The sequence below is a fragment of the Novosphingobium mangrovisedimenti genome, from assembly GCF_025153475.1.
GTDB lineage: Bacteria > Pseudomonadota > Alphaproteobacteria > Sphingomonadales > Sphingomonadaceae > Novosphingobium > Novosphingobium mangrovi_A.
Window position 1 is genome coordinate 121695 of the sequence record NZ_JANZXA010000005.1, and the last position, 22914, is coordinate 144608.

Here is a 22914-nt window from a genome sequence, read left to right on the forward strand (position 1 = left end):
GTTCCTCCCCTCCTTGTTCTGCAGTCCTGATCGCTTGGATCAGAAGCCCATGATGAACGAGGCGCTGATCGCACGCGGCGCACCGATGTTCACGTAGCTCGACGTGGTGGTCAGACCGCCAGAGGCGGAACCGATGTAAACTTCGTCGAACAGGTTGGTGATGTTGAGCTGCAGGTAGGACTTGTCCAGACCTGCCTTTTCCAGCGAGAAGCGAACATCGAGATCGACGACCGTGTAGCCGGGCAGCGCGATGGTCTCGTCGTTGACATCGTTGAGGTAGCGCTTGCCGGTCCGCTTCACCTGCGCACCGATATCGAACGAACCGATCGTGCCCTGGATGCGGCCACCAAGGGTATAGATCGGGGCACCGCGTTCACGCTTCCCGGCCGTGTTCACATAGGCCAGGCCGTCTGAAATATGGCAGTAGCCGTCAGGCAGGCTGCCGCAATCGGTACCGTAGAGCACGTCGTTCTTGATCTTGGACTTCAGGGCCGACCCGAAGACATAGACCAGGATCGGATCGATCGGACGCCAGGACACGCTGCCGTCGACACCATACTTCTCGACCTTGCCGAGGTTGGTCGTGATCGAGCAGTCACACTCGGCGAAGTAGGACGAAGCCAGGCGGTTCTGGTAGGTGTTGTACCAGCCCGCGATCTGCGCCTGAACGTTGCCGGTCTGGTAGCGAATGCCGATGTCGAACGAATCCGAGGTTTCCGGGCTGGGCTTCGCCGCAGGGTCGCTCTTGGCAAAGTACAGCGCGCCGTAAAGATCGTCGGTGCCCGGAACCGAGAGGTTCTTGGCATAGCTGACGAACATGCTGGCTTCCGGCGTGAACTTATAGGTGATGCCCGCGCTCGGAAGGAACTTGCTGTAGTTGTACGTGCGCGACGTGGGAGCGACACTGTCCGGATAGGCTGCGAGATAAGCCGCCGTGTCCGAGGAAGCGATGCAATTGCCGTAGCCGTCGCCCGGGTAAGCCGAGAAGCAGTACTGGTTCAGCTCACGCTGGAAAAACGGCACGCGTGCGCCGATAAGCACGACCAGGCTGTCATCCATGAACGAGCCGCGATACTCGCCCGAAACCTGGTTCAGCATGGCGATCGACTTGCGATCACGCTTGTTGAGCACGAAGCCATCAGCGGTCAGGATCGGGTCGTTGACCGGGAACACGTCGTAGGGCTCGCCGTTCGTCTTCAGGTAGCCGATCTGGCCCGACTGGCGGTGACGCGCACGATCGAACGTGTACGAGATACGAACGCGGTTCTGATCGTTGATGTCGTAGGCGAGGTTGGCGATCACGCCGATGCGGTCGGTCTGAGTCTGGCTCGGCGCAAGGACGCGCACAGAATCCAGCAAATCGCCGTCACCATTGAGATCGATGCCCGCGTAGTAACGACCACCGATCTGCCCAAGCAGACCGCCGCCGTTCGCACCGTTTTTGTCCGCATCGCCATTGCCATACTCATAGGCCGTCCCGGTGCCGCCACCGTTGGCCTTGACGTACTGGTAGTACGGCTCGACGTTGAGGATCAGGTTGTCCATCAGTGTGAAGCGCGAGGCAACGCGGATATTGCCGGTGTTCGACGGATTATAGCGACGCTCAAACGGCGCACCGCAGCTGTTGGGACTGTCGGGTTCACCCGGCTCGGGCGTATCGGTGGTGCAAGGCGTACCGTCGTAGAGCGTGTAGAAGCGATCGCTCGGCGACTGGATGCTCCAGCCATCCGCGTTGAGGCTGGCCGGCGAACCGTTGAAGTTGTTGCGGTTCTCGTTGTAGTGACCGGCGACTGAAATGAAGTCACCATTGTCACCGATCGGCTGATAGATCTTGCCGTTGTACTGCTGCTTGTCGACGCCGCCGTAGTTCGAGAAGGTCGAGTCGTTCTCGGTCTTCGAAGCCGAGAACCAAGCCTTGGTGCCGGCTGCGGTGAATTCGCCCGTGTTCACAAGGATGAAGCCACGGTACATCATGCGGTCGCCCGGGTGGCCGCGGGCAATGACGTTGCCATAGGTCAGGCTGGTCAGCACGCCGAAGTCATCGCTCGGATCGATCGAACGGATGTTGATCGTGCCGCCGGCAGCCGAAGCGGTCGGGCTGTCAACGTCGGTCGAACCCAGGCTGACCGTCGCGGATTCGATGATCTCGGGGTCGAGCATCTGGTTGGTGTAGAGCGCGTAGTTGCCCGAGTCGTTCAGCGGGATACCGTCAACGGTCTGCGAGATACGATCCGAGGAGAAGCCACGGACGGTGAAGCTGCCGCCCAGCGAACCCCAGGGGTCGTTGTTGGTGAAGCTTACGCCCGGGACCAGGTTCAGCGTTTCGTTGATGGTCTGGCCCGCAGTCTGATGCGAGATCAGTTCCTTGGTGATTGCAACCTTGGCCTTCGGCGTTTCAGGAACATCGATGCCGCCGATCGCGGTTTCGCGGACGCCGGAAACAACGATCGCATCGCCTTCGAATTCGGCCGAGCCGGTCGACTGCGCGAATGCCGGAACGGCAAGGAATACGGTACCAACGGCAAGCGTGCTGGTTGCCGTCTTGAGAACGGATTGGAAATTCATTTTAGCCCCCTGAGCTCTTTCGGACTGGGTGGACACAATCTGCGACGATTTGACTTGTTGCCCTCCGCCGCATTGTTGCTGCGGCTGCTAAGAGCAGGGCGATATGACAACTTTCTGACGTTTGGGACTCATTTGCATTCGCATGCGCGAAATTTTGTGACAATTCAGTCATATTTCCCAGGGGAACGAAATTTTATCCTTTTAATACAATACATTAAAATCGACGTTCGATTTTGCACTGCGGCAAAAATGTCACGGCGAGCGATTTCCACCACCCGCGACAAATCCTAACAGACTATGTCACTGATAACCCTGCTGATACCACCGAACCATGTGATGTTACGTCATCGCTTGATGCGGTCACGCGCCCCGTGCGAAAGATTTCGGCATGAGCGCCGGACACCACCATCATCACGGTCATGACCACGGCCACCACCATCCCGCCCCTCCGGCGGGTGGAAACGTGGGCCGGGCCTTCGCACTTGCGGTAGCCTTCAATCTGGTCTTCGTCGTCACGGAAGTGGCCGCGGGATTCCTGAGCGGCTCGATGGCGCTGCTGGCGGATGCCGGGCACAACCTGTCGGACGTGCTCTCGCTGCTGCTGGCATGGGGGGCCAGCGTGCTGTCGGCCCGCCCGCCTTCGGAACGCTTCACCTACGGCCTCAAGAGTTCCTCGATCCTCGCCGCCATCGCCAATGCCGCGCTGCTGTGGGTCGCGGTGGGCGCGATCCTGGTCGAGACGATTCGCCGCTTCGCCGACCCCGCGCCGGTGACGGGCACGACGATGATGGTCGTTGCCGGCATCGGCATCGCGGTCAACGCCTTGTCCGCGCTCCTCTTCGCCAAGGGCTCGAAATCTGACCTGAACCTGCGCGCAGCCTTTATCCATCTCCTTGCCGATGCCGTGGTCTCGGTCGGCGTGGTCATCGCCGGGCTCGTGATCCTCGTCACCGGCTTCGAACTGATCGACCCGATCACCTCACTGGTCATCACCGCCGTCATTGCCTGGTCGAGCTGGGGCCTGCTGCGCGATTCGCTGCGCATGGGCATGCTGGGCGTGCCCGAAGGCATCGATGTCACCGAGGTGCGCGCGCACCTTGAGGGATTGCCCGGCGTCGCGCGGGTCCACGACCTGCACATCTGGCCGATGAGCACCACCGACACGGCCCTGACCGCCCACCTCGTGATGCCGGCTGGGATGCCGGGAGACGCCTTCCTGCGCGATCTGGCCCATGAACTCGACCACGACTTCGGCATCGGCCATCCGACCATCCAGATCGAGGCCGACGGCGACTGCGCCTGCCCGCTGGAGCAGGCGGGCGCGATCTGAGCCCGGGCGATCAGCCCGGCAGGAATTCGTGCCGGGCGCCCAGGAAATCCTCAGGGTCGATCGCGAAGCCCGATGAGACGCACCCGTCCTGCGTCAGCCGCAGCTTGAGCTTGCCTGCGAAGTGCACTTTCGCGCGCTCTTCCTCGGCGACCTTCCAGACCAGCGCATAGATGCCGTTCTGGTCCCTGGCGAGGAAGGCTCCGAGCGGGCCGGAACCAGTGTCTTCCGGCTGAAGGAAGGCGACCCGCGTATGGCCCACGCGCAGCAGAACGCGGCGGGCGGGCTGCGGCAGATCGGTTCGTGCGTCCTCCAGAATCTCGCCGTCGACGATTTCGGTGAAGAAATGGAGCGCCCCCGCCATGTCGGCAGTCACGCAGGCGATGTGGTCCAGGCCGGTGACCGCGCAGGCATGCCCCGCGCCCACCGCCGGGTTCCAGTTGCCGCGATCGTAGGGATCGTTCGGCATCGGCAGTTCGCACACTTCCAGCAGCACGCCGCCCGTCGATTCGGGCTTCACGAAGAAGAACACGCCATAGTCGCTCGCCACCGTGCAGCCCGCCTCGCGGAACGCCGCGCTGGCGGCATTGCCGTCGGGCACCTTGATCTCGAAGGAGTGGAACGCCTGGCCGATCTTCGCCGTCATGCGCGCGAAAGGCTTGGTCAGGTCTTCAGAGTGGCGCGGCCCCATAGGTTCCACCATGTGGTCTGTCACATAGAGCAGCGCCGCGTCGCGGTCCTCGGCAGGGAAATAGTTCTCCGCAAAGACGAGTCCCCCGAGCGCATCCTGATAGAGCAGGCGGCATTTGTAGATATCGGTGGTGGCGTGGATGGTGTGAATCACGCGCGAGACCGGAATGCGGCTGTCAGTCATCTGGCTCTCCCCTTTCGCGCCAGACTGAATGCCCCCCACCCTGCCCGCAAGCGCGGACCCGAGCCCGGGAGCAGGCATCGCCGCAGCGTCTCCGCCTCCAACAGCGGAAAGGCCGCCCACCTTGCGGTAGGCGGCCTTTCGCCATGTCTTGAAGATCGGGGCAGCTCAGCCCGTCAGGCGGCAGCTTCCGTCTTGTCGCCCTTGTGGACGCGGACCGGCTCCTTGCGCCCGTCGACCACGTCCTTGTCGACCACGACTTCGGCAATGTCGGTCTCGGTCGGCAGGTCGTACATCGTATCGAGCAGCAAGCCTTCGACGATGGAGCGCAGGCCGCGAGCACCGGTCTTGCGGTCGATCGCCTTCTGGGCGATCGCCTCGAGCGCATCGTCGGTGAAAGTCAGCTCGACGTCTTCCAGCTCGAACAGCTTGGCGTACTGCTTGACCAGCGCGTTCTTCGGTTCGCGCAGGATCTGTACCAGTGCCGAGATGTCGAGATCCTCAAGCGTCGCGATGACCGGCAGGCGGCCGACGAACTCGGGGATGAGGCCGAACTTGAGGAGATCCTCCGGCTCGCTCTTCTGCAGCAGTTCGCCCACGCGACGCTTGTCGGGATCGGCAACGTGCGCACCGAAACCGATCGAACGCTTCTGCAGGCGGTCGGCGATGATCTTTTCGAGGCCCGCGAAGGCCCCGCCGCAGATGAACAGGATGTTGGTCGTGTCCACCTGCAGAAATTCCTGCTGCGGGTGCTTGCGACCGCCCTGCGGCGGAACCGAAGCGGTCGTGCCTTCCATCAGCTTGAGCAGCGCCTGCTGCACGCCTTCGCCCGAAACGTCGCGCGTGATCGACGGGTTCTCGGCCTTGCGGCTGATCTTGTCGATCTCGTCGATGTAGACGATGCCATGCTGCGCCTTCTCGACGTTGTAGTCGGAAGCCTGAAGCAGCTTGAGGATGATGTTCTCCACGTCCTCGCCCACGTAACCGGCTTCGGTCAGCGTGGTCGCATCGGCCATGGTGAAGGGCACGTCGAACGTCTTGGCCAGCGTCTGGGCCAGCAGCGTCTTGCCCGAACCGGTCGGGCCGACGAGCAGGATGTTCGACTTCGAAAGCTCGACGTCGCCCTGCTTGCCGCTGTGTTTCAGGCGCTTGTAGTGGTTGTGGACAGCCACCGACAGGACGCGTTTTGCACGCTCCTGACCGATCACGTAGTCGTTAAGCGTCTCGCAGATTTCGCGGGGAGACGGCACGCCGCCGTCCTTCTTGCCCGCGATCCCGGCCTTGGTTTCCTCGCGAATGATGTCGTTGCAAAGCTCGACGCATTCGTCGCAGATGAAGACCGTGGGTCCCGCGATCAGCTTGCGCACTTCGTGCTGCGACTTGCCGCAGAAACTGCAGTACAGGGTGCTTTTCGCGTCAGATCCGCTCAATTTCGTCATTTTCCGTCTTTGGCCCCCCGCTGAGGCGACTCACACAGTGTACTCTGGCGGAGGGCGGTTTATCAATCCTAAGCCGAAATGCTTGCCTCCGGCTAAAGATAGGGTTTCGTTCCCCGAACGTCAGCCCTCCGCCGGCTTGTCGCCATCGGGCCGCGTCTCGAAGACCTTGTCGACAAGACCAAAAGCCAGAGCTTCCTCGGCTTCGAGGAAAGTGTCGCGGTCCATGGCCTTCTCGATCTCGTCGAGCGACTTGCCGGTGTACTTCACGTACATATCGTTCAGGCGCTTGCGCATCCGCAGGATTTCGCGCGCCTGAATCTCGATGTCGGAAGCCATGCCCTGGGCACCGCCCGAGGGCTGGTGGACCATGATGCGGGCGTTGGGAAGCGCGATGCGCATGCCCGGCTCGCCGGCGGCCAGCAGGAAGCTGCCCATCGAGGCTGCCTGGCCGATGCACACGGTCGACACGCGCGGCTTGATGTACTGCATGGTGTCATGGATCGCCATGCCCGCCGTGACGACGCCGCCCGGCGAGTTGATGTACATCGAGATGTCCTTCGAGGGATTTTCCGATTCGAGGAACAGGAGCTGGGCGACGATCAGCGACGCCATGTGATCTTCCACCTGACCGGTCACGAACACGATGCGTTCGCGAAGGAGGCGCGAGTAGATGTCGAAGCTGCGCTCGCCGCGGCTGGTCTGCTCGACAACCATCGGCACCAGCGCGCCGGTCACGGGATCGGTAGTGAACTTTCCTTGGGCGCCCGAAGCGCCAAACAGGTCGAGCATGGGAGTCCTCTTCTAGTTTGCAGGGCCTATGTCGCGTGCCAATCCACGATGTTCAAGAGCATTAACCCTTCAATCGTTGTCGCGTTTCGGACAATCGGTGCCCCAAACGGGGAAAATCGCCCACCCTGCCCCTGCCCTGGGGCTCTCGCCTGTTGCAGTTTTGTGCACTGCAGCGCAGGTTTCGTCCGGTCGCCAATACGAACGGGAATCGGGTAGATATGAACAGATCACAGGGGAAATGGCTCGCGGTCGGAGCGGCGATCGCCATCGCCTTGCCGGGAGCGGCAGCCGCGCAGGAGAGTCCGCAGACCTATCTCGAACGGATCGAGGCGATCGACGATGCCGGCCCCCGTCTCGACGCAGTGATTGCCATCGCGCCCGAGATCGCCAGCGAAGCGCCGGCAAGCGCGCCGCTGGCGGGCCGCGCGGTCCTGGTCAAGGACAACATCGAAACGCGCGACATGGCCACCACCGCCGGGAGCCTCGCGCTCAAGGACAACATGACCGGGCGCGATGCCCCGCTGGTCGCGCGGTTGCGCAAGGCCGGTGCGGTGATCCTTGGCAAGACCAACCTTTCCGAATGGGCCAACTTCCGCGGCGACCGCTCATCGAGCGGCTGGAGCGGCGTGGGCGGCCAGACCCGCAATCCCCACGCCATCGACCGCAGCCCATGCGGCTCTTCGGCGGGCAGCGGCGCGGCAGTCGCGGCCGGGCTCGCCTGGGCAGCGGTGGGGACCGAGACGAACGGCTCGATCACCTGCCCCGCATCGGTCAACGGCGTGGTCGGTTTCAAGCCGACGGTCGGCCTCGTCAGCCGCACCTACGTCGTGCCGATCAGCGCCACCCAGGACACGGCAGGGCCGATGACGGCGAACGTGCACGACGCGGCCCTGCTGCTGACCGCCATGGCCGGCAGCGATCCCGCGGATGCGGCCACTGCCGAGGCGGACCGACACGCCGTCGATTTCACCAAGGGTCTTGCCGAAGCCACCCTCAAAGGCGTGCGCATCGGCGTCCTGCGCAAGCAGGCCGGAAAGCTGCCCGGCGTCCTTGCGCTGTTCGACCGGGCCGTCGCCGACATGAAGCGGGCGGGCGCCGAAATCGTGGAGATCGACTACGAACCCGACGAAACCATGTGGCGTGATGAAAACACCCTGCTGCTCTACGAGTTCCGCGAGGGCATCGACGCCTACCTCGCCGACCTGCCCGGCGTGCCCCCTGCCCGCGACCTTGCCGGCCTGATCGCTTTCGACAACGCTCACGCGGACGAGGAATTGCGCTGGTACGGCCAGGAAACTTTCGAGGAAGCGTTCGCGGCAACCGACACCGAGGCCTACCGCAAGGCTCTGGAGAATGCGCAGCGTCTTGCCGGACCAGAAGGGATAGACCGGCTCATGACGGCAAACCGCGTCGATGTGCTCGTCGCGCCGACCACCGGCCCGGCCTGGCCCATAGACCTCGTCAACGGCGATCACTTCATGCGCGTCGGCGCGGGATCGCTGGCGGCCATTTCCGGCTATCCGCATCTCAGCGTGCCGATGGGACAAGTGGAACGGCTGCCGGTGGGCCTGTCGTTCATGGCGGGCAAGTGGCAGGACGCAAAAGTCCTGCGGATCGGCGCCGCCTACGAACGCGCCCGCACCGCGCCGCTTTCGCCGCCGTCCTTCCAGGACTGGCACCAGTAGAGCCAGCTGCCGCGCAGAAAGCGCTCCGATACGTCAGGAAGCGTGCCCGAGCGCTTTCTGCGCGGTTTCACGAAATATTTGCGCATGGGTAGTATTGCGGCGCCCAATGTTCGATCACGACGAAAGCGCGCACAACGCCCCCTGCATGGCAGCTGTCACGATTGCGCTGGCGGCATTGGTCATCGCCATCACATGGACCGCCTTCGAGCGAGGACCATGGTACGATGAATTCTATACGCAATACGTGACCCGGCCCGGCCCGGGCTGGTTCGAGGCGCTCACGACGAGCTGGCTGGCCGACAACCATCCGCCGTTCTTCTACATGCTGATGCGCGCCACCGCCTGGATGGGCGCGATCGAGCCCCATCGGCTGGTCAACCTGGCGGTCGCCGCCGTGGCCGTGCTGGGAGGCTGGCTCGTCGTCCGCGGCGAGGCGCGGCTCCGCGCGCCCGCCGCCATCATGGTGCTGCTGCTGACCGCCAACCACTGGACCATGCATTCCGGCACCGAGCTTCGCTCGTACTTCACCTCGCTATGTGCGGGCGCGCTGCTGTCCCTCACGCTGGCGAGCATCTGGCTCTCTCCCTCGAAAGGCGAGTGGAGCAGGCAAGCCGTCTATGCCCTGACCGTGCTCGTGGCGTTCAACACCCACATCATCACCACGCTGTTCAGCGGCGCGTTCATCGTGCCGTTTCTGACCGTGGCGCTGCTTCGCCGGGACCGGGAGCGGCTGCGCGCTCTGTTCCCGGCGCCGATCGCGGCGGGCGTGGTCTTCCTGTCGGTCACGGCGCTCCAGTTTTCGCACTGGGAACAGAACACGCAGGTCTTCTGGATTGCCGGAGGCTTCAATTCGGCCCGCTATTCCATGGAATATGCCGTGCAGCGCACTCTCGAGGCCAACCCGCTGATCCTGCTCGGCAGCGTGGCCGGTACCGTGCTGCTGTGCCGCGACGTTCTGCGTACCCGGAAGGTCCCCGAGTTGCTGGAGCTATGCCTGCTGGCCGGCGTGGGCCTTTGCCTCGCCTTTGCCCTGCTCATGGGCATCCACCTGATCCGGCCGGTCATCATAGAGAAGTACCTCACCGCCGCCGTGGGCACCGTCGCCTTCGTGATGGCCGCCGCCTGTACGCGCCTGCTGAGCGCGCTGCCACGCCGGGTCGAAGTGCCCCTGCTGTTCCTCGCGCTCGCCGTCAGCCTTCTTGCGCTCGCCGACAATGCCCGCAAGGTTGCCGCTCTCAACAGCTGGATGGGGACCGGCAGGCTGATCGCCCGCACCGTGGCGAGCTGCCCGCAGACAACCGTGCACACCGATGACTTCTGGAACGCGGACGTCATGGCCATGTCACCGGCGGACAACCGGTACGTGGCGCCCTGGGCCTACAAGCGCATCGCAACGCGCCTTGGCTTCCACATCGCGCCGGCATCGTCCCGCGCGCTGTCCGCGACGTGCCCCAACCTCTTCTGGGCCGAACACGACACCACCAGGCGCTTCGACGAAACCAGCGTTCTGGAGCACATCCGGCAAAGCGGCTTCGCCATCCGGTCGATCACGCTCTACCGCGTGGGCGACGGCTGGGTCGCCAGCGACCGCCCCCTCCTCCCGACGGAAGACTGACCGTCCCACCCGCCGGAATCAGAAAGGCCCGACGCGAGCAACGCGCCGGGCCTTTCGGGTCTCGTATGACCTGAAGAGATCAGTCTTCGGTCTTGGCAGCCGCCGGTTTCTTGGCGGGAGCCTTCTTCGCAGGCGCCTTCTTGGCAGCCGGCTTGGCCTCGGCCTCGCCCTCGTCAGCGGCCTTCTTGGCCGGAGCCTTCTTCGCGGGCGCCTTCTTGGCGGCCGGCTTGGCCTCGGTCTCACCCTCGTCAGCTGCCTTCTTGGCGGGAGCCTTCTTCGCAGGCGCCTTCTTGGCGGCCGGCTTGGCCTCGGCCTCACCCTCGTCAGCCTCGGCCTTCTTGGCGGGAGCCTTCTTCGCAGGCGCCTTCTTGGCAGCCGGCTTGGCCGCTTCGCTTTCGGTGTCGGCTTCGATCGCGGCCTGCAGTTCCTCGGCGGTCACTTCACGCTCGGTGACTTCGGCCTTCTCGATCAGGAAGTCGACGACCTTGTCCTCATAGAGCGGCGCGCGCAGCTGGGCGGCCATCATCGGATCGTTGGCGACGTATTCCATGAAGCGCTGACGATCTTCCGGGCGGTACTGCTGCGCCGCCTGCGAAACCAGCATCGACATTTCCTGCTGTGTGACTTCCACGCCGTTGGCCTGACCGATTTCCGACAGGAGCAGGCCCAGACGCACGCGACGCTCGGCGATCTTGCGGTAATCGTCCTTCTCCGCCTCGATTTCCTTCAGCGCGGCCTCGGGATCTTCCTCGTGGCTGGCTTCGTGGGTGAGCTGCTGCCAGATCTGCGAGAACTCGGCCTCGACCATCGTCGGCGGCACGTCGAAATCATGGCCGGCGGCCAGCTGGTCGAGCAGCGAGCGCTTCATCGCCGTGCGGGTGAGGCCGGCGGTTTCCTGCTCGAGCTGCCCCTTGAGCAGGCCACGCAGCTGTTCGAGGCTCTCGAGACCCAGTTCCTTGGCGAAATCGTCGTCGATCTTGCTCTCGGCGGGTGCCTTGATCTCGTGGGCGACGATGTCGAAGGTGGTTTCCTTGCCGGCGAGATGCGCGGCCTGGTATTCCTCGGGGAAAGTCACGGTGATGACGCGCTCTTCGCCCGCCTTCAGGCCAACGAGCTGTTCCTCGAAACCGGGGATCAGGTTGCCCGAGCCGATCACAATCGGCTGCTTCTCGGCCTTGCCACCCTCGAACTCGACGCCGTCGAGCTTGCCGGTGAAATCACAGATGACCTGATCGCCATCCTCGGCCGCGCCGTCCTTGGTCTCGAAACGCTGCTGCTGCGAGGCGATGCGCTCGACGGCTTCATCGACCTTGTCCTCGGCAACCGGAACGGTCAGCTTTTCCAGCTTGAGACCTTCCAGCGAAGGCGCTTCGATCTGCGGGAGCACTTCGAGGCTGACGGTCAGCTCGGCGTCCTTGCCCTGCTCGTAGCCTTCGCCCAGCGACACGTCGGGGTTCATGGCCGGACGCAGCGCGTTGTCGGAAACCAGCTTGTCCATCGCCTCGCGGATCGAGGTGTTGAGCGCGTCCTGATGGATCGCCTCACCGTGCATCTTCTTCACGAGGTTCGCGGGCACCTTGCCGGGGCGGAAGCCGGGCATACGGACCTGCGGGGCAATCTTCTTGATTTCGCCTTCGACGCGCTCTGAGATGGTCTTGGCGGGAATGGTCACCGTGTAGGCGCGCTTCAGGCCCTCGTTGGTGGTTTCGACGATCTGCATTTCGATGCCTTCCTATGCGATTCTCGGGGCCTTTCCGGCCGATTTTCTTGGCTCACCCTCTCTCAGGCAGCGGTCTGGTGCGGGCGAAGGGACTCGAACCCCCACATCTTTCGATACCAGAACCTAAATCTGGCGCGTCTACCAGTTCCGCCACGCCCGCTTGGATGAAGCCTGAAACTCAAGGGACGGGCCCTTATAAGGTCGCGCGGAAAAGGGCAAGCGCCGCGACGGCCGGGACAGCCCCTTGCCCCCTTGCGGGACGCCGCAATTGCGCCCACGTAGGAAAAAACGCTCTTAAACAGAGGTAATCATGGCGACCCAGCCCGACGACAATCCCGGTGGCGTGCCTGCCGAAGTTCCCGTTCAGCCCAGCGAACCGGGCGAACCCGCCTCGCCGCCCGAGACAGAACCCGACGCGCCCGACTTCGACCAGCCCGACACCGGCCCGGCGGAAATGCCGCCGCTGGACTGATCGCTAGCGGGTGAGCTGCAACAGCCCCCGCACCAGCGACAGATCCTTAGGCCTGACGCCCTGTCCCGGCAGCGGCGGACATTCCAGGCAATAGGCCTGCACGCCCCGCGTCCCCAGCAGGTTTTCCAGCTGCCCCAGCGCCCTGCCCGCCTGCGCCCGCTGGCGCGCGGCGACGAGGCCGGCGAAGTCATGCGCCAATGCATCGTCCCGCGGCCGGGTTTCCAGCCCGGCGATGAACGTACTGAAGGCGTCCGGGGCCTTGCGCAGGTATTGCGCGTGCCACTTTTCGTTGCCCACGCCCCCTGCCTTGGCCGCATAGGCCAGCGCGGCATCAAGATCGCCCATCTCGTCGACCAGCCCGAGTTCGCGGGCTTCCGCGCCCGGCCAGACGCGCCCCTGCGCCACCGCGTCGATCTGCTCCGGCGTACGCCCCCGAGCCTTGGCAACGAGGTCGATGAACTTGCCGTAGGTATTCTCTACGGTGGACTGGAGCAGGTCGTTGAGTTCGGGAGTGAAGCCACCGAAGATGTCCGGCTGACCCGATAGCGGCGTCGTGCGCACACCGTCGCTGGTCACGCCGAAATCGGCCAGCGTCTTCTCGAAACTGGGAATCACCGCAAAGACGCCGATCGACCCGGTGATCGTGGCCGGCTCGGCAAAGACCTTCTGCGCCGGGGTCGAAACCCAGTAGCCGCCACTGGCCGCCATGTTGCCCATCGAGACGACGACCGGGATCTTGGCATCGCGCCAGCGCTGGATCGCGCGGCGGATGCGCTCGGCGGCCGTCGCCGAACCGCCTGGCGAATCGATCCTGACCACGAGCGCCTTGTACCCCTCGTCGATATTGTCATCGAGCAGCTTGGCGATGCGGTCGCCGCCCGCCTTGCCCGGACCGGCATCGCCATCGACGATCTCTCCGGCAACGGTCACCACCGCAATCGCCTTTCCGGGCTTCTTTTCGGGATTGGCGGCAAGCCAGGTGGCAAGGCTCGTGTGTGCGTAGGGCAGGTCGTCATCGTCGCTGGACTTGCCGGCCAGTTTGGCCACCCGCTGATCGAATTCGGTCTTGTCGCCAAGCCTGTCGACCACGCCGGCAGCCTTGGCACCCTTGGCAAAATCCCCGCCGGCGGCCTTCATCGCCCCGACCGGATCGGAGGCCAGCTTGTCGAAATCCGCCTTGGGCCGCGCCTTCTTCACGTCCGCTTTCCAAGCATCCCACAACGCACCGTAGACGTCCTCGTAAGCCTTGCGCGCCGCGGGCGACATGTCGGAACGCAGATAGGGCTCCACGAAGCTCTTGTAGGTGCCCACGCGGTAGACATGGGCATTGATCTTGAGGCGGTCGATCAGGCCCTTGTAGTAATTCATGTTGCCGCCCGGCCCGGCGACGAAAGCCTCGCCCATCGGATCGAGCCAGGCCTCGCTCGAATGCGCGGCAAGCTGCACGCCATCGTCGAGATAGACAGGGGCAAAGGTAAGCACCGGCTTTCCGGCCTTGCGCACCGCGTCCATGGCCGCCCCGATCTCCTTCAGGTGAACGAACCGTCCGCCCATGAAGCGCGAGAGATCGAGGACGACCACCTTGACCCGCTCGTCCTTCGCCGCCAGCCGCAGCGCGCGCTCGATGTCGTGCGCCTGGAATTCGCGGGTCGGCGCCTCGCCGGCAATCAGCACGTCCAGCGGATCGACGTCGCTCTTTTCCTCGACAACGACGCCGTCGAGATCGAGCAGCAGAGCGCCCTTCTCCACATACCCCGCCGAAGGACGGACGGAAAGCACGACGTACATCGCGCTGAAGAACAGGACCAGGAACAGAAGCGCCAGGGCATCCTTGATACCGACCAGCAGCTTCCAGATCTTGCTCGCGAATTTCATGGAGTCACCTGCCTTTCCAGCAACTTCATAGCTGCAGGGCCGCCGGCATGAAAGGGAGCGCGCGAATTGGCTTGAGCCCGGCGACAGGGCCGCTTAAGGCACTGTCTCCAATGATCTCGCCAGAATACACTTATCCGGAAGGCGCCGCGGCCTTCCCGCACAACGGCCTCGTGGGAATCGCCGGGCTCGCTCCGCACGAGATATGGTTCCTGCTCGACGAGGCGGAACAGTGGGTGGAGCTGAACCGCAACGCGCAAAAGCACCGCGAGGTGCTTTCCGGCCTCACCATCATCAACGCCTTCTTCGAAAACTCGACGCGCACGCTGCTCAGCTTCGAGATCGCGGGCAAGCGGCTGGGCGCCGATGTCGTCAACATGGCGGTGGCCACCTCCAGCGTGAAGAAGGGCGAAACGCTGATCGACACGGCGATGACGCTCAACGCCATGCGCGCCGATGCCATTGTCATCCGCCATGCCAGCTCGGGCGCGGTGCAGCTCATCGCCGACAAGGTGGATTGTCCGGTGCTCAACGCCGGTGACGGGCAGCACGAGCACCCGACTCAGGCCCTGCTCGATGCGCTGACCATCCGCCACGCCAAGCGCGCGTTCAACGGGCTGCGCGTCACCATCTGCGGCGACATCCTGCACAGCCGCGTCGCCCGCTCCAACATCCTGTGCCTCACCTCGCTCGGTGCCGACGTGCGCGTCTGCGCGCCGCCCGCGCTGATGCCAGCGGACATCGAGCGGATGAACGTGCAGGTGTTCCACGATTTCGACGCCGCGCTCACAGGCGCGGACGTGGTGATGATGCTGCGCCTGCAGATGGAGCGCATGGAGGGGCAGTTCATCCCCTCCCCGCGCGAATACCGCCATCTTTACGGGCTTTCGATGGAACGCCTGGCCAAGGCGCAGCCTGACGCGCTCGTCATGCACCCCGGTCCGATGAACCGGGGCATCGAGATCGAAAGCGACGTGGCGGACCTTGCCGGACGCTCGCAGATCACCACGCAGGTGGAAATGGGCGTCGCCATCCGCATGGCCTGTCTGGACGTGCTGACCCGGCGGGGCCGCAAGGCGGAGGGCTGGGCATGAACACGCACGCACCGCTGACTGTCACCAACGGCCGCCTGCTGCTGCCCGGCGGCGAGATCGTGCCCGGCGCGATCCGCTCCGAAGACGGCTTCATCACGGCCATCGGCCCCGATGTCACGCCGCAGCCGGGCGACCTCGTGTTCGAGGCTGCAGGCAAGCTGGTGACGCCGGGCCTCGTCGATCTGGGCGTGTTCGAGATCGACAAGCCCGCGTTCCACTTCGGCGGCATCACCCGCGCGGCGCTGATGCCGGACCAGAACACCCCGCTCGACATACCCTCGCGCGTGCGGTTCGCAGCCCAGTCGGGCAAGCCGGACTTCTGGGTCCACCCGCTGGCAGGCGCGACGCGCGAGCTGAAAGGCGAAGCGCTGGCCGAGATCGCGCTGATGCGCGAGGCCGGGGCCCGCGCCGTGGCCACCGGCCGCCGCTGGATCGGCGATTCGGGCACGATGCTGCGCCTGCTGCACTACACCGCGATGCTGGGCCTGACCGTCATCGCGCACGCCGAGGACGGCGGGATCGTCGGCAAGGCGGTTGCCACCTCGGGCGAGATGGCCACCCGCCTCGGCCTGCCGAGCGCACCGGCCAAGGCCGAAGCGCTGGCGATCGCCCGCGACATCGCGCTGGCCGAGCTGGCCGGTGCGGCGATCCATTTCCGCAACGTGACCACCGCCGCCGGGCTCGATCTGGTCCGCGCCGCCAAGGTGCGCGGGCTGAAGGTGACGGCCGGCGTCTCGCCCGCCTACTTCATGCTGTCGGACCTTGCCGTCGCCCAGTTCCGCACCTTCGCCCACCTCTCGCCCCCGCTCCGCTCTGAAGACGACCGCAAGGCCGTGATCGCCGCTGTCGCCGACGGCACGATCGACGTGATCGGCTCGGGCCACGATCCGCGCGGCCCGGAGGACAAGCGCCTGCCTTTCGCCGATTCGGCCCCCGGCATGGCGGGCGCGGAAACACTGCTGCCGCTCACGCTCAATCTGGTACGCGACGGGGTGATCCCGATCGGTCGCGCCTTCGACCTGCTGGCAGCCAACCCGGCTCGCCTGCTCGGTGCCGATGCCGGACGTCTAGCCGTGGGCGCCGAAGCCGATATCGCCGTGGTCGATCCGGACCGGCCGTGGATCGTCGATTCGGACAAGATGGCCGCCAGCGCGGGCAACACGCCTTTCGACAAGCAGCCGGTACAGGGCCGCGTCCTTGCCCTGTTCAAGGGCGGCGTGACGGTACGCACCAAGAAAGTCCGCCCAGCCTGACGAAAAAACGGCCCTCGTCCCGAAGGACGAAGGCCGTGCAAGGTTCACATGGAACGGGTTGAAACTGAACTCAGAGCTTGGCCAGCATCGCGCCGGTCTGGGCGCTGCCGGGCACCGCGCCGGGCAAGGCGCGCGTCTTGACGTAGGCGAAGCAGCCGTCGCCGCGCTCACGGACGCTGGAGCACAGCGAGCGTGCCGCGCTGCGGTCGAAGCCTTCGGCCGCGACGCGGAAGTAGCGCTGGCCGCGCACGTCGGCCTCGGTGATGCGCATCTTGTGATCCTTGAGCGCGGGGTTGCGCGCCACGAAGATGCCCCAGGCGCGCTTGGCGCCTTCGAGTGAACGGAACGAGCCGAGCTGCACCAGATGCGTGCCCTTCGCGGGCGCTTCGACATAGGCGCTGCGAGCTTCGCCGAGCGGCTGGACCTGCGGCTGGGAAACGAACTTGACGCTCGCGGCTTGCGGCGCCTCGGCAGCGCTCGTGGCCAGCGAGGCCGCAACCGGTGCTGTGTCCTCGTCTCGGGCCAGCGTCGCTTCGTGCACGTGACGATCGTCGGCAGGCGCGGCAGGAACCGTATTGGCGGCGACCTTTTCGACCGGGGCATCCTCCGCGACCGCCGGCAGTTCGGCTGCCGCAACGGGAGCGGGCGTTTCCGTCACGGCCACGCTCGATGCGGAATCGGCGAGCGTCAGCGCAGCGGGCTGGCCGACGTCGGCCCGCACGGGCGCGCCCAGCAGGGCTGCAACGCGCATCTGGTACTGTTCGGGACGAATGCGGGCCGCCCATTCGCCCATGCGGGCGTCGAGGCGATCGGCAGGCACATCCTGCGACGCGATCACCCGTGCTTCGGCCCAGCGGCCGCTCAGGGCATAGGCATAGGCCAGGTTCTGGCGGGTCTTGGCATCGCTTTCACCGCCGCGCACTGCATCGGAGAGCAGCGCCACGCCCTGCGAGGGCTGCCCGGCCAGGGCAATGGCAAGGCCAAGGTCGCTCACCGGAATGTCGTTGCGCCAGCGCGCCAGCACAGTCATCGCTTCGGCATTACGTCCCGTACCGATGTAGGCCAGCGCCAGACCAAGGCCGATGCGCGCATTGTCTTCACCCAGGCTGATGGCGTCCTGGAACGAACTTGCCGCCGCGTCGAAGCGGCCCGCCGCGAGGTAGGACTGCGCCAGATCGACACGGTCCGAGGCATCGCGCGGCGACTTGGCAACCCGCTGCTCCGCCTTGGCCACGCGCAGATCGAGCTGCGCATCGGCGCTCTCGGGCGACACCGCCGGCTGGCCGGAACTGGCGATCGGCATCTGACTCGCACAACCGGCCAGCAGCACGGCCGCCATCGCGGTGCAGACGGTAAGACCCGCGGTTCTGGCGTGAGTGTTGAAGCGTTCCATCGGACGTATTCCCCCTGAATCTCTTTCCGGCAGCCAAGGTCAGCTATGCTTCTTCGCGGTGCCCTGCAGCTGCGCGATTTCCGGAACCTCGGACAAGTATTTGTCGAGCGCCTCGGTCACGAGGACCTGCGCGCTGCGATTAAGGACCACGGCCGCCATCTTGAGGCGGAAATGCCGCTCCGCATCGAGACGCAATGTGAAAGCCGCGCGGCGGCCCTCGGGAAGGACCGGGTTGTGCGGCACGACGACCTGGTTGATGCGCCAGGCAATCTGCTCGATCTGCCGCAGCACTTCCGGCACCGCCTGTTCGGGAGCAGCCTGTTCAGACACGGGCTGCCCGGGCTCCTTCGTCGCCGGCACCAGCTTGGTGACCGGCGCCGGAACGGACCGTGCGGCTGGCGCAACCGGAGCGGACGCGGGAGAAGCTCCCTGTTCCCGATTGTCATCGTGACCTTGCCCCCAGTCGTTCCAGCCGAGGTCCTCTGCATGCGCCACAGCGCCGCCGCCGCTCATGAACTTGGACGTATCCTGCCTGCGCATGGCGGGCTTGGCCCCGCCCTTGCGGGCCAGCAGCCTCGGCGAAAGCGAGGCGAAAGCGTGGTTCTCGCTCATGTCGAGCCTCGCCTCAGGAACCCGCCACGCGGCGACCGAAGCCGCCGACGGGGCGAACCGAACCCTGCATCACGTGCTGACCGGAGGAGGACGGCACCGAGAACACCGTGCGGCGGAAGTTCCGCTCGAGCCGGTCGGCGACGTAGTTCCACAGGGCCACGACTTCGTTGGCCGAACGCCCCTTGGGATCGACTTCCATCACGGTGCGCCCGTCGATCATCGAGGCCGCGAAGTCCGTGCGCTGGTGCAGCGTGACCGGCGCCACTGTGCCGTGCTGCGAAAGCGCAACGGCGGCTTCAGCGGTAATGCGCGCCTTGGGCGTCGCCGCATTGACGACGAACAGCAGCGGCTTGCCCGCACGCTCGCACAGATCGACGGTCGCGCCCACGGCGCGCAGGTCATGCGGGCTCGGACGCGTCGGCACGACGATCAGTTCGGCCACCGAAATGACGCTCTGGATCGCCATGGTGATCGCCGGCGGCGTGTCGATGACCGCGAGCTTGAAGCCCTGCTGGCGCAGCACCTGCAGGTCGTTGGCAAGCCGTGCCACGGTCGTCTGCGCGAAGGCAGGCAATTCCGCCTCACGCTCGTTCCACCAGTCGGCCAGCGACCCCTGCGGGTCGATGTCGATGAGGACCACCGGCCCGGCGCCGGCGCGCTGGGCCTGAACAGCAAGGTGGCCAGACAGGGTCGTCTTCCCCGAACCACCCTTTTGCGATGCCAATGCTAGTACGCGCAAACCATGTCCCCCAAAGAAAACTACGGGTAAATTCAACAATCCGAGGGAGAAATTCGCAGATCGTTCCTAATTTTGAGTTAATCGTTGGAGCCCTGAAAAACTGCGCTAACATGGCGACCGGACTTGGTTCGGCGGGGTATGGTAAGGCTGGATTTACCATTTCTGGTAACAAGGTTTCGCGTCCGGTTACGTACCACTCCTCTGGTCGCTGTGGGCGAAACGGCGGACTTTCGGTTACCATTTCAGCAATCACGAGGCGCAAACGGGGCATGATGGACGTGAAAAAATTTCTGCCGGTTTTCTGCCTCTGCAGCCTTGCCGCCGTCGCGTGCGCCCTGCCCGCCGCCAGCGCCCGGGCCGACGTCAAGGGCGGCATAGATGCATGGTCCGCAGGCGACTATGATGCCGCCGTAAAGCAATGGAAGCCGCTCGCGGACCGGGGCGATCCCGATGCGCAGTTCAACCTCGCCCAGGCCTACACGCTTGGCCGCGGCGTCCCGCGTGATCCGGAAAAGGCCAAGAAACTCTATGGCGAGGCGGCCAGCCACGGACATCTGCAGGCCGCCGACATCTATGGCCTGCTGCTGTTCCAGGGCGGCGAGCGGGAAAAGGCCATGCCCTATATCAAGGCCTCTGCGGCGCGGGGCGATCCCAACGCGCAGTACATTCTCGGCGTCGCCCACTTCAACGGCGACCTTGCGGAGAAAGACTGGATCCGCGCCTATGCGCTCGAAACCCTCGCCAGCCAGGCCGGAATGCCGCAGGCGGCGCGTGCGCTGGCGAAGATGGACGAACACATACCGCTCGCCGATCGCCAGAAGAGCGTGATCCTTTCCACCCAGCTCGCCGCCGATGCCGAAGCCACGCGGACCCGCCTCGCCACCGCGGCCGAACTGGGCGCGCCGACGACCCCGCCGCATACACGGGGACCGCAAGTCGCAGACACCCCCCCGAAGGCGCCGGAAGTCGTGTCAGCGGAACGGGCCGTTGCCGAAGCCATGCGCGTCGCAGGCAACGACAGCCCAGCCACAGCCGGCGCCGACTATACCCGCGCCGCTTCGCCATCGGTCGCGATGGGCAGCCCTGCCTCCACTCCCAAGCCGACGCCCGTCCACCCGGAGCCCAGGGCATCGGCGCCGGCCGCCCCCGCGTCAGGCCCATGGCGCGTGCAGCTCGGCGCCTTCGGCGTCGCCCGCAACGCCGAGGCGCTGTGGACGAAACTGCGCAACCGGCCCGAACTCACCGGTCGCACCAAGCTGCTGGTGCCCGCCGGCAGGCTGACCAAGCTGCAGGCCGGGGGCTTCGCCTCCCAGGCCGCCGCCAGCGCCGCCTGCTCCCGCCTCTCTGCGAGCGGCTACACTTGCCTGGCCGTGCGGGACTGACCGGGGCCGGCTCCCTTGCATGACCCCGCACCGGATCGGGAAGCGCTCGCCGCGTCGTCGCCGCGGCTGGCCTCGCTCGACCTGATCCGCGGCGTCGCCGTCCTCGGCATTCTGGCCATCAACATCTCCGGTTTCGCGGGGCCGATGGCTTCGCTGACCTCGCCAAACCTGCCCCATCCGGTCGCCCCGGCGGACGAGGCTGCCTTCGCGCTTTCCTTCCTGTTCTTCGAGGGCAAGATGCGGGCGCTGTTCTCGCTGCTGTTCGGCGCCGGGCTTATCCTGTTCTGGGAGCGCGCCGAGGCGGCCGGGCGCGACGGCGATGTGCTGCAGGCGCGCCGGCTGTTCTGGCTGATCCTGCTGGGCGGACTGCACTACCTGCTGCTATGGTGGGGCGATATCTTGTTCCTCTATGCCGTGTGCGGGCTCGCTGCGCTGCTGCTGCGACCGTTGGGCAACCGCGCGCTGCTCGTCATCGCGCTCGGCCTCTACTACGCCTGGCACTTGTGGGGCCTGTTCGGCCTTGCCCCCGCGATCGGTGCAGAGAACGCCATCCGCCATGGCACCGCATCGGCCGCGCAAGTTCGGATGGTCTCCGAATGGCTGGAGCCGCTCCGCGACTGGGCGGCCGAGGAAATGCGGGAAAGCCACCTCGGCTTCGTCGGCCTGATCCTCGTCAAGCTCGGCCAGCGGCCGTTCTGGCAGATCCAGATGGTCTTCGGCAATTTCTTCGAGACCCTGCCGCTGATGCTGCTGGGCATGGTGCTCTACCGCCGCGGCTTCTTTTCCGGCGCGCTGCCCCGTCGCAAGCTGGTTGCCGTCGGCGTGACCTGCACCATCACCGGCCTTGCGCTCACCGCCATGTTCCTTGGCTGGGCCTGGCCGCGCCACTTTCCGCCGGTCGCCATGCATGCGGCGCTGGTCTGGGGCATGGCCATGCCCCACCTGCTGTGCGGCTGCGGCTATGCCGCGCTGCTGGTGCTGGCCACCCCGAAGCTCGCCCCCACGCCCCTCGGCCGCAGGCTGATCGCGGCAGGGCGCATGGCCTTCAGCAACTACATCCTCACCAGCCTGACCATGACCTTCGCCTTCTACGGCTGGGGGCTAAGCCTGTTCGGCACCGTGCCTCCCGCCGCACAGTGGCTATTCGTTCTTGCGGGCTGGGCACTGATGCTGGGCTGGAGCACGCCATGGCTCCGCCGCTTCCGGCGCGGGCCGCTCGAATGGCTGTGGCGTTCCTTGATCGAGCGCAAGGCACTTCCCAACCATCTTTGATAACGAGTCGCAAAAGCTATTGCGATCCATTCGCAGTTAGGTATAGTGGTAGGCAAGAGGATTCGCCTATGTACGTATGTATCTGCAATGCCATCCGCGAAAAGGATTTTCGCGCCGCCGCGCGGCGCTACGCGGGCAATGCCGAGGCCATTTATGCGGCCCTTGGGCACACCCCCCAGTGCCGCCAATGCCTGGACGAGGCGGAAGAAATCATCTCGGAAGAAGCAACCGAAGTCGGAATGGCGATTGCCGCTGCCGCCTGACTTGAATTGACAGAGCCCTGAACGCATACTCCGCCCCCCAAGTCACAGGAGCTGCGCTATGCAGGGCGACCAGCAAGTCATCGATTTCCTCAACAAGGCGCTGTTCAACGAGCTGACGGCCATCAACCAGTACTGGCTGCATTACCGCATGCTGGACAACTGGGGGATCAAGAAGCTCGCCGAATACGAACGCCACGAGTCGATCGACGAGATGAAACATGCCGATGCGCTCGCAGACCGCATCCTGTTTCTCGAAGGGCTCCCCAACTTCCAGGCTCTGGGCAAGCTGAGGATCGGCGAAGGCGTCGAGGAAATCCTGAAAGCGGACCTCGCGCTCGAACATGACGCCCTGCCGCTGCTCAAGGAAGCCATCGCCCATTGCGAAGCGGTGCGCGACTACGTCAGCCGCGAGATCTTCGAGCGCATTCTGGAAAGCGAGGAAGAGCATATCGACTTCCTCGAAAAGCAGTTCGACATGATCGCGCGCATGGGCCTGCAGAACTACTGCCAGCTCCAGAGCAAGCCCGCGGAAGACTGATCCCGACGGCGCG

Annotated in this window: 19 protein-coding genes and 1 tRNA gene; 10 read left to right on the forward strand and 10 right to left on the reverse strand. The window is 65.1% G+C overall.

The window, feature by feature from the left end; translation table 11 throughout:
- Positions 1–39 precede the first annotated feature (39 nt).
- The gene (locus NZK81_RS09195; protein ID WP_260045829.1) at positions 40–2565 is read right to left on the reverse strand and encodes a TonB-dependent receptor; all 2526 of its coding nucleotides are present in this window, start codon (positions 2563–2565) and stop codon (positions 40–42) included.
- A 388-nt stretch (positions 2566–2953) separates the two neighbouring features.
- Between NZK81_RS09195 and NZK81_RS09200 the strand changes: the two genes are divergently transcribed.
- A complete protein-coding gene (locus tag NZK81_RS09200) occupies positions 2954–3895 on the forward strand; it encodes a cation diffusion facilitator family transporter (protein WP_260045830.1) in 942 nt (313 codons plus the stop codon).
- A gap of 10 nt (positions 3896–3905) precedes the next feature.
- Here the strand turns inward: NZK81_RS09200 and NZK81_RS09205 are convergent, their stop codons facing one another.
- The 3 genes from NZK81_RS09205 to clpP all read right to left on the reverse strand — a co-directional run bounded on the left by NZK81_RS09205 (position 3906) and on the right by clpP (position 6991).
- Positions 3906–4766 (reverse strand): VOC family protein, encoded by an 861-nt coding sequence (locus NZK81_RS09205; protein ID WP_260045831.1) that lies wholly within the window; start codon positions 4764–4766, stop codon positions 3906–3908.
- 173 nt (positions 4767–4939) lie between these two features.
- Positions 4940–6202 carry an ATP-dependent Clp protease ATP-binding subunit ClpX gene (clpX, locus tag NZK81_RS09210; protein WP_260045832.1) on the reverse strand — a complete coding sequence of 421 codons (1263 nt, stop codon included), beginning with the start codon at positions 6200–6202 and terminating at the stop codon, positions 4940–4942.
- 120 nt (positions 6203–6322) lie between these two features.
- A complete protein-coding gene (gene clpP / locus NZK81_RS09215; protein ID WP_260045833.1) occupies positions 6323–6991 on the reverse strand; it encodes an ATP-dependent Clp endopeptidase proteolytic subunit ClpP in 669 nt (222 codons plus the stop codon).
- A 218-nt stretch (positions 6992–7209) separates the two neighbouring features.
- Between clpP and NZK81_RS09220 the strand changes: the two genes are divergently transcribed.
- A complete protein-coding gene (locus tag NZK81_RS09220) occupies positions 7210–8676 on the forward strand; it encodes an amidase (RefSeq protein ID WP_260045834.1) in 1467 nt (488 codons plus the stop codon).
- A gap of 106 nt (positions 8677–8782) precedes the next feature.
- Positions 8783–10291 carry a hypothetical protein gene (locus tag NZK81_RS09225; RefSeq protein ID WP_260045835.1) on the forward strand — a complete coding sequence of 503 codons (1509 nt, stop codon included), beginning with the start codon at positions 8783–8785 and terminating at the stop codon, positions 10289–10291.
- A 79-nt stretch (positions 10292–10370) separates the two neighbouring features.
- Here NZK81_RS09225 and tig read toward each other — a convergent pair whose 3' ends face one another.
- On the reverse strand, positions 10371–12011 hold the full coding sequence (gene tig / locus NZK81_RS09230; protein WP_260045836.1) for a trigger factor: 1641 nt from the start codon (positions 12009–12011) through the stop codon (positions 10371–10373).
- A 75-nt stretch (positions 12012–12086) separates the two neighbouring features.
- Positions 12087–12171, reverse strand: a tRNA-Leu gene (locus tag NZK81_RS09235).
- 150 nt (positions 12172–12321) lie between these two features.
- On the opposite strand from NZK81_RS09235, the gene NZK81_RS09240 reads away from it, so the two are divergent.
- A complete protein-coding gene (locus tag NZK81_RS09240) occupies positions 12322–12483 on the forward strand; it encodes a hypothetical protein (RefSeq protein WP_260045837.1) in 162 nt (53 codons plus the stop codon).
- A gap of 3 nt (positions 12484–12486) precedes the next feature.
- On the opposite strand, the gene sppA is transcribed toward NZK81_RS09240, so the two are convergent.
- On the reverse strand, positions 12487–14358 hold the full coding sequence (gene sppA, locus NZK81_RS09245; protein WP_260045838.1) for a signal peptide peptidase SppA: 1872 nt from the start codon (positions 14356–14358) through the stop codon (positions 12487–12489).
- Positions 14359–14468: 110 nt separating this feature from the next.
- Here sppA and NZK81_RS09250 point away from each other — a divergent pair, with 110 nt between their 5' ends.
- Entirely contained in the window at positions 14469–15449 is a 981-nt protein-coding gene (locus NZK81_RS09250) for an aspartate carbamoyltransferase catalytic subunit (protein WP_260045839.1), read from the forward strand.
- The gene (locus tag NZK81_RS09255; RefSeq protein ID WP_260045840.1) at positions 15446–16702 is read left to right on the forward strand and encodes a dihydroorotase; all 1257 of its coding nucleotides are present in this window, start codon (positions 15446–15448) and stop codon (positions 16700–16702) included. The genes NZK81_RS09250 and NZK81_RS09255 overlap by 4 nt, the downstream gene beginning before the upstream one ends.
- A gap of 70 nt (positions 16703–16772) precedes the next feature.
- Here the strand turns inward: NZK81_RS09255 and NZK81_RS09260 are convergent, their stop codons facing one another.
- Genes NZK81_RS09260 through NZK81_RS09270 form a run of 3 tightly spaced genes read right to left on the reverse strand, consistent with a single transcriptional unit; the run spans position 16773 to position 19446 of the window.
- Entirely contained in the window at positions 16773–18095 is a 1323-nt protein-coding gene (locus NZK81_RS09260; protein ID WP_260045841.1) for a tetratricopeptide repeat protein, read from the reverse strand.
- Between the two features lie 39 nt (positions 18096–18134).
- On the reverse strand, positions 18135–18707 hold the full coding sequence (locus NZK81_RS09265) for a hypothetical protein (protein WP_260045842.1): 573 nt from the start codon (positions 18705–18707) through the stop codon (positions 18135–18137).
- 13 nt (positions 18708–18720) lie between these two features.
- Positions 18721–19446 carry a ParA family protein gene (locus NZK81_RS09270; RefSeq protein ID WP_260045843.1) on the reverse strand — a complete coding sequence of 242 codons (726 nt, stop codon included), beginning with the start codon at positions 19444–19446 and terminating at the stop codon, positions 18721–18723.
- Positions 19447–19718: 272 nt separating this feature from the next.
- Between NZK81_RS09270 and NZK81_RS09275 the strand changes: the two genes are divergently transcribed.
- The 4 genes from NZK81_RS09275 to bfr all read left to right on the forward strand — a co-directional run bounded on the left by NZK81_RS09275 (position 19719) and on the right by bfr (position 22901).
- Positions 19719–20828: an SPOR domain-containing protein gene (locus NZK81_RS09275; RefSeq protein ID WP_311202083.1), complete on the forward strand. Its 1110-nt coding sequence runs from the start codon at positions 19719–19721 to the stop codon at positions 20826–20828.
- Positions 20829–20843: 15 nt separating this feature from the next.
- Positions 20844–22100: a DUF418 domain-containing protein gene (locus NZK81_RS09280; protein WP_260045845.1), complete on the forward strand. Its 1257-nt coding sequence runs from the start codon at positions 20844–20846 to the stop codon at positions 22098–22100.
- A 68-nt stretch (positions 22101–22168) separates the two neighbouring features.
- Positions 22169–22363 carry a (2Fe-2S)-binding protein gene (locus NZK81_RS09285; RefSeq protein ID WP_260045846.1) on the forward strand — a complete coding sequence of 65 codons (195 nt, stop codon included), beginning with the start codon at positions 22169–22171 and terminating at the stop codon, positions 22361–22363.
- A gap of 58 nt (positions 22364–22421) precedes the next feature.
- Entirely contained in the window at positions 22422–22901 is a 480-nt protein-coding gene (bfr, locus tag NZK81_RS09290; protein WP_260045847.1) for a bacterioferritin, read from the forward strand.
- Positions 22902–22914: the final 13 nt, after the last annotated feature.

Coding starts and splice junctions, on each gene's coding strand:
- NZK81_RS09195 (WP_260045829.1), bottom strand. CDS start 2,565: ATGAATTTCCAATCCGTTCTCAAGACGGCAACCAGCACGCTTGCCGTT.
- NZK81_RS09200 (WP_260045830.1), top strand. CDS start 2,954: ATGAGCGCCGGACACCACCATCATCACGGTCATGACCACGGCCACCAC.
- NZK81_RS09205 (WP_260045831.1), bottom strand. CDS start 4,766: ATGACTGACAGCCGCATTCCGGTCTCGCGCGTGATTCACACCATCCAC.
- clpX (WP_260045832.1), bottom strand. CDS start 6,202: ATGACGAAATTGAGCGGATCTGACGCGAAAAGCACCCTGTACTGCAGT.
- clpP (WP_260045833.1), bottom strand. CDS start 6,991: ATGCTCGACCTGTTTGGCGCTTCGGGCGCCCAAGGAAAGTTCACTACC.
- NZK81_RS09220 (WP_260045834.1), top strand. CDS start 7,210: ATGAACAGATCACAGGGGAAATGGCTCGCGGTCGGAGCGGCGATCGCC.
- NZK81_RS09225 (WP_260045835.1), top strand. CDS start 8,783: ATGTTCGATCACGACGAAAGCGCGCACAACGCCCCCTGCATGGCAGCT.
- tig (WP_260045836.1), bottom strand. CDS start 12,011: ATGCAGATCGTCGAAACCACCAACGAGGGCCTGAAGCGCGCCTACACG.
- NZK81_RS09240 (WP_260045837.1), top strand. CDS start 12,322: ATGGCGACCCAGCCCGACGACAATCCCGGTGGCGTGCCTGCCGAAGTT.
- sppA (WP_260045838.1), bottom strand. CDS start 14,358: ATGAAATTCGCGAGCAAGATCTGGAAGCTGCTGGTCGGTATCAAGGAT.
- NZK81_RS09250 (WP_260045839.1), top strand. CDS start 14,469: ATGATCTCGCCAGAATACACTTATCCGGAAGGCGCCGCGGCCTTCCCG.
- NZK81_RS09255 (WP_260045840.1), top strand. CDS start 15,446: ATGAACACGCACGCACCGCTGACTGTCACCAACGGCCGCCTGCTGCTG.
- NZK81_RS09260 (WP_260045841.1), bottom strand. CDS start 18,095: ATGGAACGCTTCAACACTCACGCCAGAACCGCGGGTCTTACCGTCTGC.
- NZK81_RS09265 (WP_260045842.1), bottom strand. CDS start 18,707: ATGAGCGAGAACCACGCTTTCGCCTCGCTTTCGCCGAGGCTGCTGGCC.
- NZK81_RS09275 (WP_311202083.1), top strand. CDS start 19,719: ATGGACGTGAAAAAATTTCTGCCGGTTTTCTGCCTCTGCAGCCTTGCC.
- NZK81_RS09285 (WP_260045846.1), top strand. CDS start 22,169: ATGTACGTATGTATCTGCAATGCCATCCGCGAAAAGGATTTTCGCGCC.
- bfr (WP_260045847.1), top strand. CDS start 22,422: ATGCAGGGCGACCAGCAAGTCATCGATTTCCTCAACAAGGCGCTGTTC.